We start from the raw sequence: 18,088 nt of genomic DNA, 5'->3' as shown, positions 1-18,088 counted from the left end.
TGCGTTGCATGCAGTCTAAGCGGCGTGGCCGGAGCGCCAGGTAACGAAGCGATGCGCGAATGTCATCGTTTGGTGACATTCGCGGGGATACCCGCACACACGCTCACTCCAGCCCTCGCGGCAGATACAACGTGACCCGCAAACCACCCTCGCGCAGGTTGAGCAAGCTCACTTCACCGCCATGGCTATGGGCGATGTTGCGCGCAATCCCCAAGCCCAACCCGTACCCCTGCTGCTGCCCAGCCAGCCTGAAGTGCGGCTCGAACACCTGCTCCATCTGCTGCTGCGGCACCCCCGGCCCGTGGTCATCGACCTGCAGGACAAAGCCCTCGGCGCTGTCGATGACCCGCAACCGCGCGCGCTCGCCGTACTTGATGGCGTTGTCGATCAGGTTGCCGATGCAGCGGCGCAACGCCAGCGGCTTGCCCGGGTAGGGCGCCAGCGCTTGGCCCTCCACCGTGATGCGGCCATCGCCAAGGTAAGGCTCAGCCAGGATGTCCAGCACCTGGTTAAGGTCGACCGGCTCGATGTTCTCGTGGATATCGGTGTCTTTCACACACTGCAACGCGCCTTTGACCAACAACTCCAGCTCATCCAGGTCCTGGCTGAACTTGGCCTGCAGGCGCTCGTCTTCCAGCAGTTCGACGCGCAGGCGCAAGCGCGTGATGGGCGTGCGCAGGTCATGGGAAATAGCGCTGAACAGCTGGCTGCGTTCGGTCAGGTAGCGGCTGATACGCTCGCGCATGCTGTTGAAGGCCCGGCCGACTTCAACCACCTCGCTGCCCCCGCCTTCGGCCACGGGGGCCACATCGGCGCCCAGCGACAACTCCCGCGCAGCGCGCGCCAGGCGCTTGAGTGGCCAGCTTTGCCAGTGCACCAACAGGCCGATGAACAGCAACAGCAAGGCGGTGGTGAGCACGATGAAACCGATCTGCTGGCGGGGCAGGCGCTCGGCCTCAAGGCCGGTGTAGGGCTCGGGCAGCAGCGAGGCGATGTACAGCCACTCACCCTCGCCCAGGCGGATCTGTGTCACCAGTACGGGTGGGTTGAGCGGCTCTAGGGTCAGCGAATAATGCGCCCAGGAACGTGGCAGTTCATCGAGTTTCAGGCCACTGTTGAAAATGCGCAGGTCATCGGGGGCGACGAACGCCACGCTGACTTCCATCTGCGGCCCCAAGCGTTCGTGCAGCACCTGCTGGAACACCTCAATCACCGCCTGCTTGCGTGGGGTGACGGGCAGCACCGGCATGTCCAGCGGCTTGTCGTTGAGCGACACGAAAAAGCGCGTGCCACCCATGCTGCGCAACTGGTCGAGCACCATCGGCCGGTAGGCCACGGGCAGCGACCGGAAGTAGCTGACGCTGGCACTCATCGAATGGGCCAGGCTGCTGGCACTGGCGCGCAGGCCTTGCAGCTGGCTGGCACGCAATTGAGCGACCCAGATGACGCTGGACAAGCCTTGGGCCAGCAGCACCACCAGCAAGGTGAGCAGCAGCATGCGCCCCAGCAGCGAGCGAGGCAGCAGGCGCCAGCGCCGCTCAGGAAGCGCAGCAGACATGGGCAGCCAGCAGGTAGCCACTGCCACGCACGGTGCGGATCAGCCGTGGTGGCTTTTCGGTGTCGCGCAGACGCTGGCGCAGGCGGCTGACCGCCATGTCGACGATACGGTCCAGCGGCATCGGTTCACGCCCCCGGGTGGCATTGCCGATGGTGTCGCGGTCGAGGATTTGCTGGGGGTGATCGAGAAACAGTTTCAGCAGGGCGAAATCGGCACCCGACAGGATCACCTCTTCGCCATCGCGGTGAAACAGGCGGTGGCTGACCGTGTCCAGGCGCCAGTCATCGAAGGCCAGCACGGCGCTGCTCGGCGCCGCCTGGCCGAACTCGGCACGGCGCAGCAAGGCCTTGATCCGCGCCTGCAGTTCACGCGGGCTGAACGGTTTGCCAAGGTAGTCGTCGGCGCCCAGCTCCAGGCCAATGACCCGGTCGGCTTCGTCAGAGCTGGCGGTGAGCATGATGATCGGCACCCGCGCTTGACGCGGGTGTTGACGCACCCAGCGGCACAGGCTGAAGCCATCTTCATCGGGCAGCATCACATCGAGAATGACCAGGTCGCAGGGCGTGTTTTCCAGGGCCTGACGAAAGCCCCGCCCGTCGGCCTCGGCGTGTACCTGGAAGCCGGAGCGGCTCAGGTAGGTTTGCAGCAGTTCGCGGATTTCCTGGTCGTCGTCGACCATCAGGATCGATTTTCCGGCAGTGCTCAAGATGGTCCGTCCTCTTGTTGTGTGCAGGTCTTTTTGCCTGCTGTCGGGTATTGCCATTGGGGCTGCTTTGCAGCCCTTCGCAGCACAAGGCTGCTCCTACAGGAACCACGCCATCAATGATCCAGCGCCATCCTGTACGAAGGGCAGCAAAGCGCCCCATCAATAATCCAGCGCCATCCTGTAGGAGCAGCCTTGTGCTGCGAAGGGCCGCAAAGCGGCCCCATCAGCGATCCAGCGCCTGCTGCAACGCCACCCCGGCCCCCAGCAGCCCCGAAAACTCAGCCGTCACCAACCACACCGGCACCCCGGCAAAATACCCACTCATGCAGCCCTTGTCGGCAAAGCTCGTGGCAAACCCACTGCGCAGGAACAGCTCGGCAAACCGAGGGATCACCCCCCCGACAATATAAACCCCACCGCGCGCGCCCAAGGTCAGCACATTGTTACCCGCCACGCGGCCCAGGAAGCGGCAGAACTGCTCGACCACCGCCAACGCCCGCGGCTCACCGCCCAGGGCGGCATCGGTAATCTGCGCCGGGGTCTTGTGCCGCGGTGTGTCGCCATCCAGCGCGCACAGTGCTTGATACAAGCGCACAAGGCCTCCGCCACTGAGCACGGTCTCGGCACTGACATGGCCAATCTGGCTGTGAATCTGTTGGTGGATCGCGGCCTCGCGGGCATTGCCCACCGGCAGGTCGACATGCCCACCTTCACCGGGTAGCGCCTGCCAGTGCTGCTCGCCAAGGCGCAGCAGGCTGCCGACACCCAGCCCGGTACCGGGCCCGATTACCAGCGCAGGCCGCAGCGGGTCGGCATGGCCAGGGCACACCTCGTGAAACTCGCCCGCTTGCAGGCGGGTCATGCCCAACGCCATGGCCGAGAAGTCGTTGATCAGCATCAGCCGCTCGACCTGCAGCGTGTTGCAGAACGCACGGCGGCTCAGGCGCCAATGGTTGTTGGTGAAGCGAAACTCATCGCCATCGACCGGCCCGGCCACCGCCAGGCACACCGCCGACAGGCCACCCCGGGCAATGCCCTGATCCTTCAGGTAGGCCTCGATGGCCTGCTCAGGGCTTGTGTAGTCCGCGGTGGCGAATACCTTCACCTGGTACAGCTGGTTGTCACGCCACAACGCAAAACGGGCATTGGTGCCACCGATGTCGCCAACCAGCAAGTCCTTCATTTGAGGTTCTCCAAAGCCGAGGTAAAGGCGCTGGCGCCCTGCTCGGCCGGGCTGAACGCCATGCGCATGAAGCCGAACAGCTCGCGCCCGCAACCCAGATCATTGCCTTGGGGGGCGGGTGGCAGGTCACGGCTGGCCAGTTCTTCGGCCGATACCTTCACCTGCAGCGTGCCGGCAACGCCATCGACCCGCACGATATCACCCTCGCGCACGCGCGCCAGCGGGCCGCCATCGTAGGCTTCGGGGCACACGTGGATGGCGGCCGGGATCTTGCCCGACGCGCCCGACATGCGCCCGTCGGTCACCAGCGCCACTTTGTAGCCGCGGTCCTGCAGTACACCCAGGAACGGCGTCAGCTTGTGCAGCTCGGGCATGCCGTTGCAACGCGGCCCCTGGAAGCGCACCACGGCGACGAAGTCGCGCTCCAGCTCACCAGCCTTGAAGGCATCGGCCAGCGACTGCTGGTCGTGGAAGATCCGCGCCGGGGCCTCCACCACCTGGTGTTCGGGGGCAACGGCGGAGACTTTCATCACCCCGCGCCCCAGGTTGCCTTCCATCACCCGCAGGCCGCCTTCGGCTGAGAACGGCCGCGCCGCTGGGCGCAGAATGCTTTCGTCCAGGCTCTGCGTCGGCCCTTCGCGCCAGACCAGCTTGCCGTTGTCGAGGAACGGCTCTTGGGTATAGCGGCGCAAGCCATGGCCTGCCACGGTGTTGACGTCTTCGTGCAGCAAGCCGGCATCGAGCAGCTCGCGAATCAGGAAAGCCATACCGCCGGCGGCCTGGAAGTGGTTGATGTCGGCCTTGCCGTTGGGGTAGACGTGAGACAACGTCGGCACCACTTCGGACAGGTCGGCCATGTCTTGCCAGGTCAACTGGATGCCTGCCGCCTGGGCGATCGCCGGCATGTGCAAGGTGTGGTTGGTGGAGCCGCCGGTGGCGTGCAAGGCGACGATCGAATTGACCAGCGCCTTCTCGTCGACGATCTCGCCCAGCGGCATGAAGCTGCCGCTGGCCTTGGTCATGCGCGTGACCTGCTGCGCCGCCTCGGCGGTGAGCGCGTCACGCAATGGCGTGTAAGGGTTGACGAACGAGGCGCCCGGCAGGTGCAGCCCCATCACTTCCATCACCAGCTGGTTGGTGTTGGCGGTGCCGTAGAAGGTGCAGGTGCCTGGGCTGTGGTAGGAGTTCATCTCCGACTCCAGCAGTTCTTCGCGGCTGGCCTTGCCTTCGGCGTAGCGCTGGCGCACGTCGGCCTTCTGCTTGTTGGAGATGCCCGACAGCATCGGGCCACCTGGCACGAAAATGGTCGGCAAGTGCCCAAAGCGCAGCGCACCCATCATCAGGCCGGGGACGATCTTGTCGCAGATGCCGAGCATCAGCGCGGCGTCGAACATGTTGTGCGACAGGGCAACAGCGGTGGACATGGCGATCACTTCACGGCTGGCGATGGCCAGCTCCATGCCCGGCTCGCCCTGGGTCACGCCATCGCACATGGCCGGCACTCCGCCGGCGAACTGGCCAACCGAGCCGACGTCGCGCAGGGCCTGTTTGATTTGTTCGGGGAAGTGCTGGTACGGCTGGTGGGCCGAGAGCATGTCGTTGTAGGCGGAGACGATGGCGACGTTGGCCGCGTTCATCAGGCGCAGGCTCTGCTTGTCCTGCGCGCCACAACCGGCGACGCCGTGGGCGAAGTTGGCGCACTGCAAGCTGGCACGCATGGGTCCGTCACTGGCCGCGCCGCGAATCAGCTGCAGGTAGCGTTCACGGGTGGCACGGCTGCGTTCGACCAGCCGTTGGGTGACCTCAAGGATGCGCGGGTGCATGTACTGGACTCCAGGCTAACTGTAGGGGCGGCTTACCGAGCATTTCCCCTCCAAACGATTGCGACCTAGGCTCTAGGAAAGGGCCTGGAGGTCTCGCTGGGGTGGCCTGCCCGACCACTCGTTGTATGTTTAAACAAAATACTGCCACTAAAAAGGCTTGTTTTCTATCTGATAGTGAATAATCTTGTAATTCCAACAACAAAACCGTTTCAGTGAAGCCCCTTTGTGCCACAGGCCTCACTCGAACCGCCAGAGGTAATGCCATGACCCTTCGCATCGCCATCAATGGATTCGGCCGCATTGGGCGTAATGTCCTCCGCGCACTGTATACCCAAGGCTACCGCCAGGACCTGCAGGTCGTCGCCATCAACGACCTGGGCGACAGCGCCATGAACGCCCATCTGCTCAAGTACGACAGCGTGCACGGCACCTTCGACGCCAGCGTCGAAGCCGATCATGAAAGCCTGACGGTCAATGGTGACCGCATCGCAGTCAGTGCCATCCGCAACCCGGCCGAACTGCCCTGGAAGGCCGAAGCGATCGACGTGGTGTTCGAATGCACCGGGCTGTTTACCGAACGCGCCAAGGCCGCCGCGCACCTCGCCGCCGGGGCTGGCAAAGTGATCGTCTCGGCGCCAGCCAAAGGTGCCGATGCCACCGTGGTGTACGGGGTCAACCACGACGTGCTGCGCGCTTCGCACCAGATCATTTCCAATGCCTCCTGCACCACCAACTGCCTGGCGCCCATCGCCCAGGTGCTGCACCGCGAGTTCGGCATCGAGCAGGGCCTGATGACCACCATCCATGCCTACACCAACGACCAGGTACTGACCGACGTCTACCACAGCGACCCCTACCGGGCGCGCTCGGCCACCCAGTCGATGATCCCCAGCAAGACCGGCGCCGCCGAAGCCGTAGGCCTGGTGCTGCCGGAGCTGGCCGGCAAGCTGACCGGCATGGCGGTACGAGTACCGGTGATCAACGTGTCGCTGGTGGACCTCACCGTCAACCTCAAGCGCGAAGCCAGCGCCGACGAAGTCAACCAACTGTTCCTGGAGGCCAGCCGGCATTCCAGAGTATTGGGCTACAACGCGTTGCCTTTGGTTTCCTGCGATTTCAACCACAACCCGTTATCGTCGATCTTCGATGCCAACCATACCCGGGCCAATGGGCGGATGCTCAAGGTGCTGGCCTGGTATGACAATGAATGGGGCTTCTCCAACCGGATGCTGGATAACTGCCTGGCGTTGTGCAGCGCCCAGTAACCCAGCGGCATACGTTTCCCTGTAGGAGCAGCCTTGTGCTGCGAAGAGGCCGGTACAGCCCAGCATTTTCGGGGCGTCTACCGGGCTCTTCGGAGCACAAGGCTGCTCCTACAGGGGGATGCGCTAGGTTGGATTAATCACAATCTTTACCATTTCTAAACACTTCCAGACTTGACCTTTGGTACAGATGATAAGCATTATCATTAACCTTTCGTCGGCCAGGTCCCCCCGTGAGTCAGTCCCGGTTCAACTCCGTCTTCCTCGTCCAACGCCTGACCCTGCTGCGCACCCTGCAACGCATGGTGGGCAACCCCAGCACGGCCGAGGACCTGCTGCAGGAAACCTACCTGCGGGTGTCCCGTGCCTTGAGTGAGCGGCCCATCGAGCATATCGAACCCTTCGTGTTCCAGACTGCGCGCAACCTGGCCCTCGACCACCTGCGCGCACGCCGGGTGCAGGCGCGCATGCTGGTCGACGACGTGCCCGACGAGGTGCTGCACAGCATTGCCGCCCCTGCCAGCAGCAGCGAAGACGCCGCCCACGCCGAGCAGTTGCTCGAGCACCTCAGCGTCAGCCTCAACCAACTCAGCGAGCGCCAGCAGCGCATCTTTATCCTCAGCCGCCTGCATGGCGCCACCTACCTGGAAATCGCCGAGCAATTGAACGTCTCGGCCAGCACGGTTCAGAAGGAACTGAAACTGATCATGGCGATCTGCATGGGCGTCGCCGACCGCCTCAAGTGAAACGACCACCGGCCCGCCAGGCAACGCAAAGCGCTTGCCACACCCCGCCTTAGCCTTGATCATTCGTGAATAACCCTTTCAAGGATTCACCGTGACCGACCACCCCGCCCCTCGCCCGACACCCGCCGGGCTCAATGCCCGTGCCCGTGCCAGGGACGAGGCGCTGGACTGGCTGGTACGCCTGCAATGCGCCGATGCACAGGACACCCAGGCCTTCGAAGCCTGGCTCAGCGCCGCACCGGAAAACGCCGAAGCCTACGTTGAAGCAGAAGCACTGTGGAATGGCATGCCGCTGCACCAGGCTGCCGTGCAACTGCATCAGGGCCAGCGTCGGTCGTTGCGCGGGCGCCTGCGCAGCCACTGGAAGCCCTTGGCCACCGCTGCAGTGCTGCTGGTCGGCCTGTTCACCCTCGGCAACCTGCCCATGCGCCTGCAGGCCGACCACCTGACCGTGGTCGGTGAGCGCCAGCGCCTGCAGCTGGACGACGGCGCAAAAGTGCTGCTCAACACCAATTCGGCGTTTGCCAGCGACCTGCGCGAAGGGCGTCAGGTGGCCCGTCTGCTCCAGGGCGAGGCCTACTTCCAGGTCCCTGAGGGCGGGCAAGTGCCGCTCGAAGTCCAGGCCGGCCCTTTGCGCGCCCAGGTGCGTGATACCGACTTTGCCGTGCGTTACCTGGACGGCGAAGCCCAGGTGCGGGTACAGCGCGGTGACGTTGACCTGCAGGCCTCAAGTGACCAGCGCATCCGCCTCAGTGCCGGCGACAGCATCAGCGTCGGCCCTCAGGGCTTTGGCCAGCGACAGCGCGCAGACATGCAAAAGGACCTGGCCTGGGTCGATGGCCGCCTGGTGTTCGAGAACTGCCCGTTGAGCCAGGTGCTGGCCGAGGTCAGGCGCTACTACCCCGGCTGGATCATCAACCGTAACGCCGGCCTCGAAGACGTCGCGGTGACCGGCAACTATCGCCTCGACCAACCGTTGGAAACCCTGCGTGCCTTAGCCCACATCACCTCTGCCCGGCTGCATGAATACCCCGCGGTGGTCATCCTCAACTGAGTGACCGCTGCATCCCTTGCCTGCGCGATAAATTATTTTTACGCGATCGCGCTGCCCCGCCCGTCTCGTTATAGCCAATGCAACTGATTCTTGTTTGAAAACAAGAACGGTCATCACCTATAACAGTTCGCGCGTCTGGGAGCGCTTTCGATGTCCACAGGTCCAACTCGCCCGTCCACACTTTCCCGCCGTACAGGGCAATTGTCCCTGCTGAGCCTGGCCCTGCTCGCCTGCGGCGCCTGCAGCCTGCCGGCCCTGGCCGCCGAACCTGCCCAGGCCAGCAGCCCGCGCATGGGCGACTATCGCTTCAGCATCGGCCAGCAGCCGCTGGTCTCGGCCATCAATGCCTTCAGCCAGGTGACCGGCTGGCAAGTCGGTTTCAGTGCCGAGTTGGCCGATAACGTGGCCTCGCCAGGGGTGCAAGGCGCGCTGCCACCAGAAGCTGCGCTCAAGCGCCTGCTCAAGGGCACGGGCCTAGGCTATCGCAAGATCAGTAACGGCAATGTGGTGCTCGAACGCCAGACCACGGGCAATGTCATCGCCATGCAGCAGGTGACTGTCAGCGCCACGCGCAGCGCCCAGGACGTCAGCCAGGTGCCGAGCACCGTCAGCGTGCAGACCCGCGAGCAAATGGACCGGCAAAACGTCAACAACATTCAGGACCTGGTGCGTTACGAGCCGGGGGTTTCGGTGGCGGGTACCGGCCAACGCAGCGGCCTGAACGGTTACAACATCCGCGGCATCGACGGTGAGCGGATCCTCACCCAGGTCGACGGCGTGTCGATCCCCGACAGCTTCTTCTACGGCCCTTACGCCCAGACCCAGCGCAACTATGTCGACCCCGAAATCGTCAAGCGCGTGGAGATCCTGCGCGGCCCGGCGTCGGTGCTGTACGGCAGCAACGCCATCGGCGGTGCGGTGAGCTATTTCACCCTCGACCCAGACGACATCATCAAACCCGGCAAGGACGTCGGCGCCCGCTTGAAGACCGGTTACAGCTCGGCCGACGAAAGCTGGCTGACCTCCGCCACCGTTGCCGGCCGCCAGGGCGACGTCGATGGCTTGCTGCACCTGAGCCAGCGCAACGGCCACGAGACCGAATCGTACGGTGGCCACAGCGGTGACGGCCTGGCCCGCACCGAAGCCAACCCGCAGGACGCGCGCACCACCAACGTGCTGGCCAAACTGGGCTGGAACTACGCCGACGACGCACGTCTGGGGTTCACCTACGAGCGTTACAAGGATGACCGCGACCAGAATATTCTCAGTGCGGTGGGTGGGCCGTTCATTCCAGGTTTCGGCGGCATGGGTTACTACAAGGCACGCAGTGGTAACGACACCATCACTCGCGAGCGCTTCGGCATCAATCATGAATTTGGCCTGGACTCGCTGGTAGCCGACCACATGAAGTGGAGCCTGAACTACCAGATCGCCAAGACCGACCAGCACACCGAGGAAGTCTACGCACCACCTGGCCGTCAGGTTCTGCGAACCCGGGACACCACCTACAAAGACCGCCAGTGGGTGTTCGATGCCCAGCTGGACAAGGCCTTCAGCATCGGTGCTACCGACCATTTGCTGACCTATGGCACCACCCTCAAGCACGAGAAGGTCACCGGATCGCGCAGTGGCACGGGCACCTGCCTGGCGGTTGGCTCAGGTTGCAGCGCCGCCGGTGCAGACCGCCCGGCAGACGGCCAGGCCCTGGTCAGCGACTTCCCGGACCCGACCGTGAACACCTACAGCCTGTTCGTCCAGGACGAAATCCGCTGGAACAACTGGACCTTCCTGCCCGGCGCCCGCTACGACTACACGCACATGGAGCCCACGTTCACCGACGCCTTCCTGCGTGGCCTGGAGTCTACCGGCACGGCGCCTACCTCCCAGGACAACTCGGACAAGAAGTGGCACCGCGTCTCGCCCAAATTCGGCCTGACCTACGCCTTCAACGACAACTACACCTGGTACGGCCAGTACGCCGAAGGCTTCCGCACCCCGACCGCCAAGTCCATGTACGGCCGCTTCCAGAACCTAGAACAAGGCTACCGCGTAGAGGGCAACCCGGGGCTTGAGCCTGAGAAGAGCAAAAGCTACGAAACCGGCCTGCGCGGCAACTTCGATGCCGGTAACTTCGATGTGGCGGTGTACTACAACAAGTACCGCGACTTCATCGACGAAGACGCCGTGCAAAGCGCCAACCTGGAGCAAACCTTCCAGGCCAACAACATCAAGCACGCCACCATCAAGGGCGCCGAGGTCAAGGGCCGCCTGAACCTGGATCACTTCGGTGCGCCGCAAGGCCTGTACACCCAGGGCTCGATTGCCTACACCTACGGCCGCAACGATGACACCGGCCAGCCATTGAACACCGTCAACCCGCTCAAGGGCGTGTTCGGCCTGGGTTACGAACAGCAGAACTACGGCGGCCTGTTGAGCTGGACGCTGGTCAAGCGCAAGACCCGCGTGGACGACACCCACTTCTACGCGCCCGACGGTTCGAGCAGCAAGTTCCGCACCCCCGGCTATGGTGTGCTGGACCTGACCGGCTTCTACAAGGTGACCGACGACGTCACCATCAACGCCGGCCTGTACAACCTTGCCGACAAGAAGTACTGGCAGTGGGATTCGGTGCGCAGCTACGACGGCCAGGGTGAAGCGGCTGTGACCCAACCGGCCAACATGGACCGCCTGACCATGCCGGGGCGTAACTTTGGAATCAATGTGGTGTGGGATATCTGAGGTAGGCCTTGGGTGCTATAGCGCGTATGAGACCGAGCGCCGCCCGCGCGGCGCTCGATTTCCCAGGCGCTACACCACTCAATGCCCACAGCAGAAAACCCCAGTTTTTTTACTGTCCCGCCCCCGCTATTTCGTCTTGTCTCTAGACGCCCCCTTTTTCCAAGGACTGCCCCCATGACCGAACGCCCAGCCCTGCGCTCCCAGCGCCTCAACCAGATCACCCACGCCCCGCACGCCGAGCTGGATGCCCTGGTCAAGTCCCACGCGCCCTTCGACAGCCGTGAAAGCTTCGCCCGCTTCGTGGTCGCCCAGTACCTGTTCCAGTCCGAACTCAAGGCCTTGTACACCGACCCGCAACTGATCGCCATCGTCCCCGATCTGGCCGAGCGCTGCCGCGCCGAGCAGGCCCGCCTGGACCTCGCCGACCTCGACACCGAAGTGCCTGGCCCAGTGCCCGGCGCGGTACAAAATCCGAGCCTGGGCGAAGCCATGGGCTGGATCTTCGTCTCCGAAGGCTCCAAACTGGGCGCTGCGTTTCTGATCAAGCGGGCCGTGGCCCTGGAGCTGTCCGACAGCTTTGGCGCTCGCCACCTGGGCGAACCGGCCGGCGGCCGTGCCGAAGGCTGGAAACAGTTCACCCGTATCCTCGATGGCCTGGCGCTGTCGGCCGACGAAGAGGCCGCCGCCGAACGCGGCGCAGTCGCAGCCTTCGAGCGCTTCACCGAGCTGCTCAAACACGCCTATGCCGCGGATGCCGCGTTGGTCTGACACGCTATGCCCGGCCACCCCACCGGTGGCCGAACCGTTTTTTGCAGTGAGACCATGACCCAACCTGCCCGCTCGAAAATCGCCCGCCTGCTGTATGGAATCCTGGCTTACGTCAGCTTGGGGATAGGCCTGGTCGCGATCGTCATTCCTGGCCTGCCGACCACAGAGTTCATCTTGCTGGCCGCCTGGGCCGCCACCCGCAGTTCACCGCGCCTTTCTGCCTGGCTGGAGAACCACCGGTTGTTCGGGCCGATTCTGTTCAACTGGCGCAATGGCAAGGTGATTCAGCGTCGGGCCAAGGTCAGTGCAACCCTCAGCATGCTGCTGTGCGCGGGGCTGATGCTGACCTTCCTCGACCATCACTGGCCCGTGTTTCTGGCGATTGGCGGCATGACCCTGGGCAACCTGTGGATCTGGTCACGCCCAGAACAGGCCTGCCCAGCCGGCTCACAAGCTCAGCAACCCTGAATACAGGGCATACGCCGCCAGCGCAGCGCCCGCCAGCACCGCGGCAAAAATGAGCTTCTCCCACGTCGTGAACAGGGTCTGCCCCTGCTCGTGCTTGGCCCTGGCGAACAGAATCACCCCAGGGGCATACAACAGTGCCGACAGCAGCAGGTACTTGAGCCCACCGGCATACAGCAGCCACACCGCATACAGCAGAGCAACCAACGCCACCAGCAGGTCTTTGCGCCGCAACGCCGCTTGCCCGGCGTAGGTGTCTGCACGTACCGCCAACAACACCGCATACGCCGCTGACCACAGGTAAGGCACCAGAATCATCGACGACGCCAGGTAGATCAGGCTGGTGTAGGTCCCGGCCGAAAACAGCGTAATCAGTAGAAACCCCTGGATCATGCAGTTGGTCAGCCACAGGGCGTTGGCCGGTACATGGTTGGCGTTTTCCTTGGCCAGAAAGCGCGGCATGGTCTTGTCACGCGCGGTGGCAAACAGGATCTCCGCACACAGCAACGCCCAGGAAAGCAGTGCGCCGAGCAGCGAAATGGCCAAGCCAATACTGATCAGCAACGCACCCCACGGGCCGACGATGTGCTCCAGCACCGAGGCCAACGACGGGTTCTGCAACCCGGCCAGCTCGGGTTGGGTCATCACCCCCAGGGACAGCACGTTGACCAGCACCAACAGCGCTAGCACCCCCAGAAAACCGATCACCGTGGCCTTGCCCACATCCGAGCGGCGCTGCGCACGCCCGGAATACACGCTGGCGCCTTCGATACCGATGAACACGAACACGGTCACCAGCATCATGTTGCGCACCTGGTCCAGCACATTGCCGAACTGCGGGTTGCTCAAGCCCCAGATATCACGGGTAAAGATATCGGCCCGGAATGCGAAGGCCGCGATGACGATGAAGATCAGCAACGGCACCACCTTGGCCACGGTGGTCACCTGGTTGATGAACGCCGCCTCCTTGATCCCGCGCAACACCAGAAAGTGCACCGCCCACAGCAGCAGCGAAGCGCAGCCGATGGCGATGGGCGTGTTGCCCTCGCCAAACACCGGAAAATAAAACCCCAGCGTACTGAACAGCAGCACGAAATAGCCGACGTTGCCGAGCCAAGCACTGATCCAGTAACCCCAGGCCGACGAAAAGCCCATGTAGTCGCCAAAGCCGGCCTTGGCGTACGCATACACACCCGAGTCCAGTTCGGGCTTGCGGTTGGCCAGCGTCTGGAACACGAACGCCAGGGCCAGCATGCCAACCGCGGTGATGGCCCAACCGATCAGCACCGCCCCCACATCGGCACGCGCCGCCATGTTCTGTGGCAGCGAGAAGATCCCGCCGCCGATCATCGAGCCAACCACCAGTGCGATCAACGCGCCCAAGCGCAGCTTCTGTCCCGGTTCGCTCATGTGCCTCCCTTTTTTCACCCGCTGTCATGCGTTTGAAACAGCCGTGGCGGCCATATAAAAGGCATGATTTATATTGAATAAGGCCATAAAAGCTATAGCAGTCATAACTGCTTTGTCTATGCGATGCCTCAGTAAAAACTAGCAGCTGCCCAGCAACTAGGGAAGAAACTGTTAAAACTCGAAATTCTTGTGAAAAATTTGCGAAAGCCTCAAAAACAGCTAGCTTCAAGCATCGCAGGCCGAACAGAGCGTTTGCTCTAGAAGGACATGGAGGTGCCAGCGTGCAAGGCCTGCAGCAAAGCTGTCGGCACTCTCCAGGAGCCACGTGAAGGATTTTTCCTACTTTACGTGCCCGTGAACTGACCCAAGTCAGCCCATGGTGCAGGCGTCGGATTTACTCTGTCGTCAACTTTCTCCTGGCAGGAGTTGTTAAATGTCTGATTCATCCGGAAAACTAAAACTCGGTGCGTTAGTTGCACTGGTAGTGGGCTCAATGATTGGCGGCGGGATCTTCTCATTGCCGCAAAACATGGCGGCCAGCGCGGGGGTTGGTGCAGTGCTGATCGGCTGGGCCATCACCGCGGTCGGCATGCTGACCCTGGCGTTCGTGTTCCAGACCCTGGCCAACCGCAAACCTGACCTGGACGGCGGTGTGTACGCCTACGCCAAAGCCGGTTTCGGTGACTACATGGGCTTCTCGTCGGCCTGGGGTTACTGGATAAGCGCCTGGCTCGGCAACGTCGGTTACTTCGTGCTGCTGTTCAGCACCCTCGGTTACTTCTTCCCGATCTTCGGTGAGGGCAATACCCCCGCCGCGATCATTGGCGCCTCGATCCTGCTGTGGGCCGTGCACTTCCTGGTGCTGCGCGGGATCAAGGAAGCGGCGTTCATCAACCTGGTCACCACGGTCGCCAAGATCGTGCCGCTGGTGCTGTTCGCCCTCATCTGCCTGTTCGCCTTCAAACTGGATGTGTTCACCGCCGATATCTGGGGCCTGGGCACACCAGAGCTGGGCAGCGTGATGAACCAGGTGCGCAACATGATGCTGGTCACCGTCTGGGTGTTCATCGGCATCGAGGGCGCGAGCATCTTCTCGTCACGGGCGGAAAAACGCAGTGACGTGGGCAAGGCCACCGTCATCGGCTTTGTCACCGTGCTGTTGTTCTTGGTGCTGGTCAACGTACTTTCGCTGGGCATCATGACTCAACCGGAACTGGCCAAGCTGCAGAACCCATCGATGGCCGCCGTGCTTGAACATGTGGTCGGCCATTGGGGGGCGGTGCTGATCAGCGTCGGCCTGATCATCTCGCTGCTGGGGGCACTGCTGTCGTGGGTGCTGCTGTGCGCCGAGATCATGTTCGCGGCCGCCAAAGACCACACCATGCCGGAGTTCCTGCGCCGCGAAAACGCCAACCAGGTGCCGGCCAACGCCCTGTGGCTGACCAACGCCATGGTGCAGATCTTCCTGGTCATCACGCTGTTCTCCAGCAGTACCTACCTGTCGCTGATCTACCTCGCCACCTCGATGATCCTGGTGCCTTACCTGTGGTCGGCGGCGTATGCCTTCCTGCTGGCACTGCGCAGCGAAACCTACGAGCAAGCCCTGGCCGAACGCAAGAAGGACCTGTTCATCGGCGCCGTCGCCTTGCTGTACGCCATCTGGCTGCTGTACGCCGGCGGCGTGAAGTACCTGCTGCTCTCGGCCCTGCTGTACGCCCCTGGGGCCATCCTGTTCGCCAAGGCCAAGCGCGAGGTTGGCCAACCCATCTTTACCAACGTGGAAAAACTGATCTTCGCGGCCGTGGTCGTCGGCGCCCTGGTGGCTGCCTATGGCCTGTACGACGGCTTCCTGACCCTTTGACCCACGTCTTCGCACACATGGAGGAATGAACAATGTCCGCTGAAAAACAGAAGTACGGTGTCCACTCCGAAGCCGGCAAACTGCGCAAAGTGATGGTCTGCTCCCCTGGGCTGGCCCACAAGCGCCTGACCCCGAGCAACTGCGATGAACTGCTGTTCGACGATGTGATCTGGGTCGACCAGGCCAAGCGCGACCATTTCGACTTCGTCACCAAGATGCGCGAGCGCGGCGTCGATGTGCTGGAAATGCACAACCTGCTGACCGACATCGTGCAGCAACCGGAAGCCCTCAAGTGGATCCTGGACCGCAAGATTACCTCTGACACCGTGGGTGTCGGCCTGACCAACGAGGTGCGTAGCTGGCTCGAAGGGCTGGAACCACGCCACCTGGCGGAGTTCCTGATTGGCGGCGTGGCCGGCCAGGACCTTCCAGTAAGCGAAGGCGCCGAAGTGATCAAGATGTACAACAAGTACCTGGGTCACTCCAGCTTCATCCTGCCGCCGCTGCCCAACACCCAATTCACCCGTGACACCACCTGCTGGATCTACGGTGGTGTAACGCTCAACCCGATGTACTGGCCTGCGCGGCGCCAGGAAACGCTGCTGACCACCGCCATTTACAAGTTCCACAAGGAGTTCACCGGTGCCGACTTCCAGGTCTGGTATGGCGACCCGGACAAGGATCACGGCAATGCCACCCTCGAGGGCGGCGACGTGATGCCAGTCGGCAAGGGTATCGTGCTGATCGGCATGGGTGAGCGCACCTCGCGCCATGCCATCGGCCAACTGGCTCAGAATCTGTTCGAGAAAGGCGCTGCCGAAAAAGTCATCGTCGCTGGCCTGCCGAAGTCCCGCGCAGCGATGCACCTGGACACCGTGTTCAGCTTCTGCGACCGCGACCTGGTAACGGTATTCCCCGAGGTGGTGAAGGAGATCAAACCCTTCATCATCACCCCAGACTCCAGCAAGCCCTATGGCATGAACATCGCGCCGCAGGATGCCTCCTTCCTCGAAGTGGTATCCGAGCAATTGCTGGGTAAGAAAGACAAGCTGCGCGTGGTCGAAACCGGCGGCAACAGCTTTGCCGCCGAGCGCGAACAGTGGGATGACGGCAACAACGTGGTGGCCATTGAGCCGGGCGTGGTCATCGGCTACGACCGCAACACCTACACCAACACCCTGCTGCGCAAGGCCGGTATCGAGGTCATCACCATCAGCGCCGGCGAACTGGGCCGGGGCCGTGGCGGCGGCCACTGCATGACCTGCCCAATCGTGCGCGACCCAATCGACTACTAACGACCATACGCCCGGCCGCGCCCACAAAGCGGCGGCCGGGATGTTTGCCAAACTCAAGGAGAAACTGTCATGGCGTTCAATATTCACAACCGCAACCTGCTCAGCCTCGAACATCACACCACGCGCGAGCTGCGCTACCTGCTGGACCTGTCCCGCGACCTCAAGCGCGCCAAATACACCGGTACCGAGCAGCAGCACCTGAAGGGCAACAACATCGCCCTGATCTTCGAGAAGACCTCGACCCGCACCCGCTGCGCCTTCGAAGTCGCCGCCTATGACCAGGGCGCCAACGTCACCTACATCGACCCCAACTCCTCGCAAATCGGCCACAAAGAAAGCATGAAGGACACCGCCCGCGTGCTCGGGCGCATGTACGATGCCATCGAGTACCGCGGCTTCAAGCAAGAGATCGTCGAGGAGCTGGCCAAGTTCGCTGGCGTGCCCGTGTTCAACGGCCTCACCGATGAATACCACCCCACCCAAATGATCGCCGACGTGCTGACCATGCGTGAGCACAGCGACAAGCCGCTGCACGACATCAGCTACGCCTACCTGGGCGATGCCCGCAACAACATGGGCAACTCGCTGCTGCTGATCGGCGCCAAGCTCGGCATGGACGTACGCATCGCCGCGCCCAAGGCGCTGTGGCCACACGACGACCTGGTCGAACGCTGCAAGAAATACGCGGAAGAAAGCGGCGCACGCATCACCCTCACCGAAGACCCGAAAGCGGCGGTCAAGGGCGTGGACTTCGTGCACACCGACGTCTGGGTATCGATGGGCGAGCCGATCGAAGCCTGGGGCGAGCGCATCAAGCAGCTCAAGCCTTACCAGGTGAATGCCGAGCTGATGAAGGCCACCGGCAACCCACGGACCAAGTTCATGCACTGCCTGCCGGCCTTCCACAACTCGGACACCAAGGTGGGCAAGCAGATCGCCGAACAGTACCCAGACCTGGCCAACGGTATCGAAGTGACCGATGACGTGTTCGAGTCGCCGGCCTGCATCGCCTTCGAGCAGGCGGAAAACCGCATGCACACCATCAAGGCGATCCTGGTGTCGACCCTGGCTGACCTTTAAAAGCCACACCTGATCTCTGTGGGAGCGGGCTTGCCCGCGAATAGGCCAGCCGCAACAACGCGTTGCCTGAGCTGACGCCTTCGCGGGCAAGCCCGCTCCCACAGGATCGGCGTCGACCGTCAACATTTCCGATAAAGG

The 18,088-nt window shown here is 62.9% G+C and carries 14 protein-coding genes; 9 read left to right on the top strand and 5 right to left on the bottom strand.

The genetic code is table 11. The features are described 5' to 3' along the window. Positions 1-103: 103 nt before the first annotated feature. The 4 genes from ACMCNM_RS07395 to edd form a co-directional block, all read right to left on the bottom strand. Positions 104-1,558, bottom strand: coding sequence for an ATP-binding protein (locus tag ACMCNM_RS07395; RefSeq protein WP_027595663.1), 1,455 nt, complete (start codon positions 1,556-1,558; stop codon positions 104-106). Then, positions 1,539-2,264, bottom strand: coding sequence for a two-component system response regulator GltR (gene gltR / locus ACMCNM_RS07390; protein WP_186675702.1), 726 nt, complete (start codon positions 2,262-2,264; stop codon positions 1,539-1,541). The genes ACMCNM_RS07395 and gltR overlap by 20 nt, the downstream gene beginning before the upstream one ends. A 223-nt stretch (positions 2,265-2,487) precedes the next feature. Continuing rightward, on the bottom strand, positions 2,488-3,447 hold the full coding sequence (locus tag ACMCNM_RS07385; protein ID WP_412764150.1) for a glucokinase: 960 nt from the start codon (positions 3,445-3,447) through the stop codon (positions 2,488-2,490). Beyond that, positions 3,444-5,270 (bottom strand): phosphogluconate dehydratase, encoded by a 1,827-nt coding sequence (gene edd, locus ACMCNM_RS07380; RefSeq protein ID WP_085272682.1) that lies wholly within the window; start codon positions 5,268-5,270, stop codon positions 3,444-3,446. Before edd ends, ACMCNM_RS07385 begins: the two co-directional genes overlap by 4 nt. A 263-nt stretch (positions 5,271-5,533) precedes the next feature. Here edd and gap point away from each other — a divergent pair, with 263 nt between their 5' ends. The 6 genes from gap (at position 5,534) to ACMCNM_RS07350 (ending at position 12,307) form a co-directional block, all read left to right on the top strand. Next, positions 5,534-6,535, top strand: a complete 1,002-nt coding sequence (gene gap, locus ACMCNM_RS07375) for a type I glyceraldehyde-3-phosphate dehydrogenase (protein WP_027595659.1) — start codon at positions 5,534-5,536, stop codon at positions 6,533-6,535. Positions 6,536-6,765: 230 nt separating this feature from the next. Continuing rightward, positions 6,766-7,278 (top strand): RNA polymerase sigma factor, encoded by a 513-nt coding sequence (locus ACMCNM_RS07370; protein ID WP_027595658.1) that lies wholly within the window; start codon positions 6,766-6,768, stop codon positions 7,276-7,278. Positions 7,279-7,369: 91 nt separating this feature from the next. Beyond that, positions 7,370-8,332 (top strand): FecR domain-containing protein, encoded by a 963-nt coding sequence (locus ACMCNM_RS07365; protein WP_186675698.1) that lies wholly within the window; start codon positions 7,370-7,372, stop codon positions 8,330-8,332. Between the two features lie 150 nt (positions 8,333-8,482). After that, positions 8,483-11,071 carry a TonB-dependent receptor gene (locus tag ACMCNM_RS07360; protein WP_412764149.1) on the top strand — a complete coding sequence of 863 codons (2,589 nt, stop codon included), beginning with the start codon at positions 8,483-8,485 and terminating at the stop codon, positions 11,069-11,071. A 174-nt stretch (positions 11,072-11,245) separates the two neighbouring features. After that, on the top strand, positions 11,246-11,839 hold the full coding sequence (locus ACMCNM_RS07355; protein WP_027595655.1) for a biliverdin-producing heme oxygenase: 594 nt from the start codon (positions 11,246-11,248) through the stop codon (positions 11,837-11,839). A 54-nt stretch (positions 11,840-11,893) separates the two neighbouring features. Next, on the top strand, positions 11,894-12,307 hold the full coding sequence (locus tag ACMCNM_RS07350) for a YbaN family protein (protein WP_186703521.1): 414 nt from the start codon (positions 11,894-11,896) through the stop codon (positions 12,305-12,307). Here the strand turns inward: ACMCNM_RS07350 and arcD (ACMCNM_RS07345) are convergent. After that, positions 12,287-13,714, bottom strand: coding sequence for an arginine-ornithine antiporter (gene arcD / locus ACMCNM_RS07345; RefSeq protein ID WP_186675695.1), 1,428 nt, complete (start codon positions 13,712-13,714; stop codon positions 12,287-12,289). The genes ACMCNM_RS07350 and arcD (ACMCNM_RS07345) overlap by 21 nt on opposite strands. Positions 13,715-14,147: 433 nt before the next feature. Between arcD (ACMCNM_RS07345) and arcD (ACMCNM_RS07340) the strand changes: the two genes are divergently transcribed. From arcD (ACMCNM_RS07340) to ACMCNM_RS07330, 3 genes are all read left to right on the top strand, one after another. Then, the gene (gene arcD, locus ACMCNM_RS07340; protein WP_186675694.1) at positions 14,148-15,575 is read left to right on the top strand and encodes an arginine-ornithine antiporter; all 1,428 of its coding nucleotides are present in this window, start codon (positions 14,148-14,150) and stop codon (positions 15,573-15,575) included. Between the two features lie 32 nt (positions 15,576-15,607). Continuing rightward, positions 15,608-16,870, top strand: coding sequence for an arginine deiminase (gene arcA / locus ACMCNM_RS07335; protein WP_019471749.1), 1,263 nt, complete (start codon positions 15,608-15,610; stop codon positions 16,868-16,870). 69 nt (positions 16,871-16,939) lie between these two features. Beyond that, complete coding sequence (locus ACMCNM_RS07330; protein ID WP_099453034.1) at positions 16,940-17,950, top strand: ornithine carbamoyltransferase; 1,011 nt, start codon at positions 16,940-16,942, stop codon at positions 17,948-17,950. The last annotated feature ends 138 nt before the right edge of the window (positions 17,951-18,088 follow it).

The sequence above is a fragment of the Pseudomonas sp. NGC7 genome (assembly GCF_047159675.1).
Classification (GTDB): domain Bacteria; phylum Pseudomonadota; class Gammaproteobacteria; order Pseudomonadales; family Pseudomonadaceae; genus Aquipseudomonas; species Aquipseudomonas kermanshahensis.
Note: the sequence above shows the minus strand (reverse complement) of the source record. Positions and strands in the feature narration are given on the sequence as shown.

Bases quoted from the DNA above. Each gene is read 5' to 3' on its own strand.
- ACMCNM_RS07360 (WP_412764149.1), top strand. From the start codon at position 8,483: ATGTCCACAGGTCCAACTCGCCCGTCCACACTTTCCCGCCGTACAGGG.
- ACMCNM_RS07395 (WP_027595663.1), bottom strand. From the start codon at position 1,558: ATGTCTGCTGCGCTTCCTGAGCGGCGCTGGCGCCTGCTGCCTCGCTCG.
- arcD (WP_186675695.1), bottom strand. From the start codon at position 13,714: ATGAGCGAACCGGGACAGAAGCTGCGCTTGGGCGCGTTGATCGCACTG.
- arcD (WP_186675694.1), top strand. From the start codon at position 14,148: ATGTCTGATTCATCCGGAAAACTAAAACTCGGTGCGTTAGTTGCACTG.
- arcA (WP_019471749.1), top strand. From the start codon at position 15,608: ATGTCCGCTGAAAAACAGAAGTACGGTGTCCACTCCGAAGCCGGCAAA.
- ACMCNM_RS07385 (WP_412764150.1), bottom strand. From the start codon at position 3,447: ATGAAGGACTTGCTGGTTGGCGACATCGGTGGCACCAATGCCCGTTTT.
- gap (WP_027595659.1), top strand. From the start codon at position 5,534: ATGACCCTTCGCATCGCCATCAATGGATTCGGCCGCATTGGGCGTAAT.
- ACMCNM_RS07330 (WP_099453034.1), top strand. From the start codon at position 16,940: ATGGCGTTCAATATTCACAACCGCAACCTGCTCAGCCTCGAACATCAC.
- ACMCNM_RS07350 (WP_186703521.1), top strand. From the start codon at position 11,894: ATGACCCAACCTGCCCGCTCGAAAATCGCCCGCCTGCTGTATGGAATC.
- edd (WP_085272682.1), bottom strand. From the start codon at position 5,270: ATGCACCCGCGCATCCTTGAGGTCACCCAACGGCTGGTCGAACGCAGC.
- ACMCNM_RS07355 (WP_027595655.1), top strand. From the start codon at position 11,246: ATGACCGAACGCCCAGCCCTGCGCTCCCAGCGCCTCAACCAGATCACC.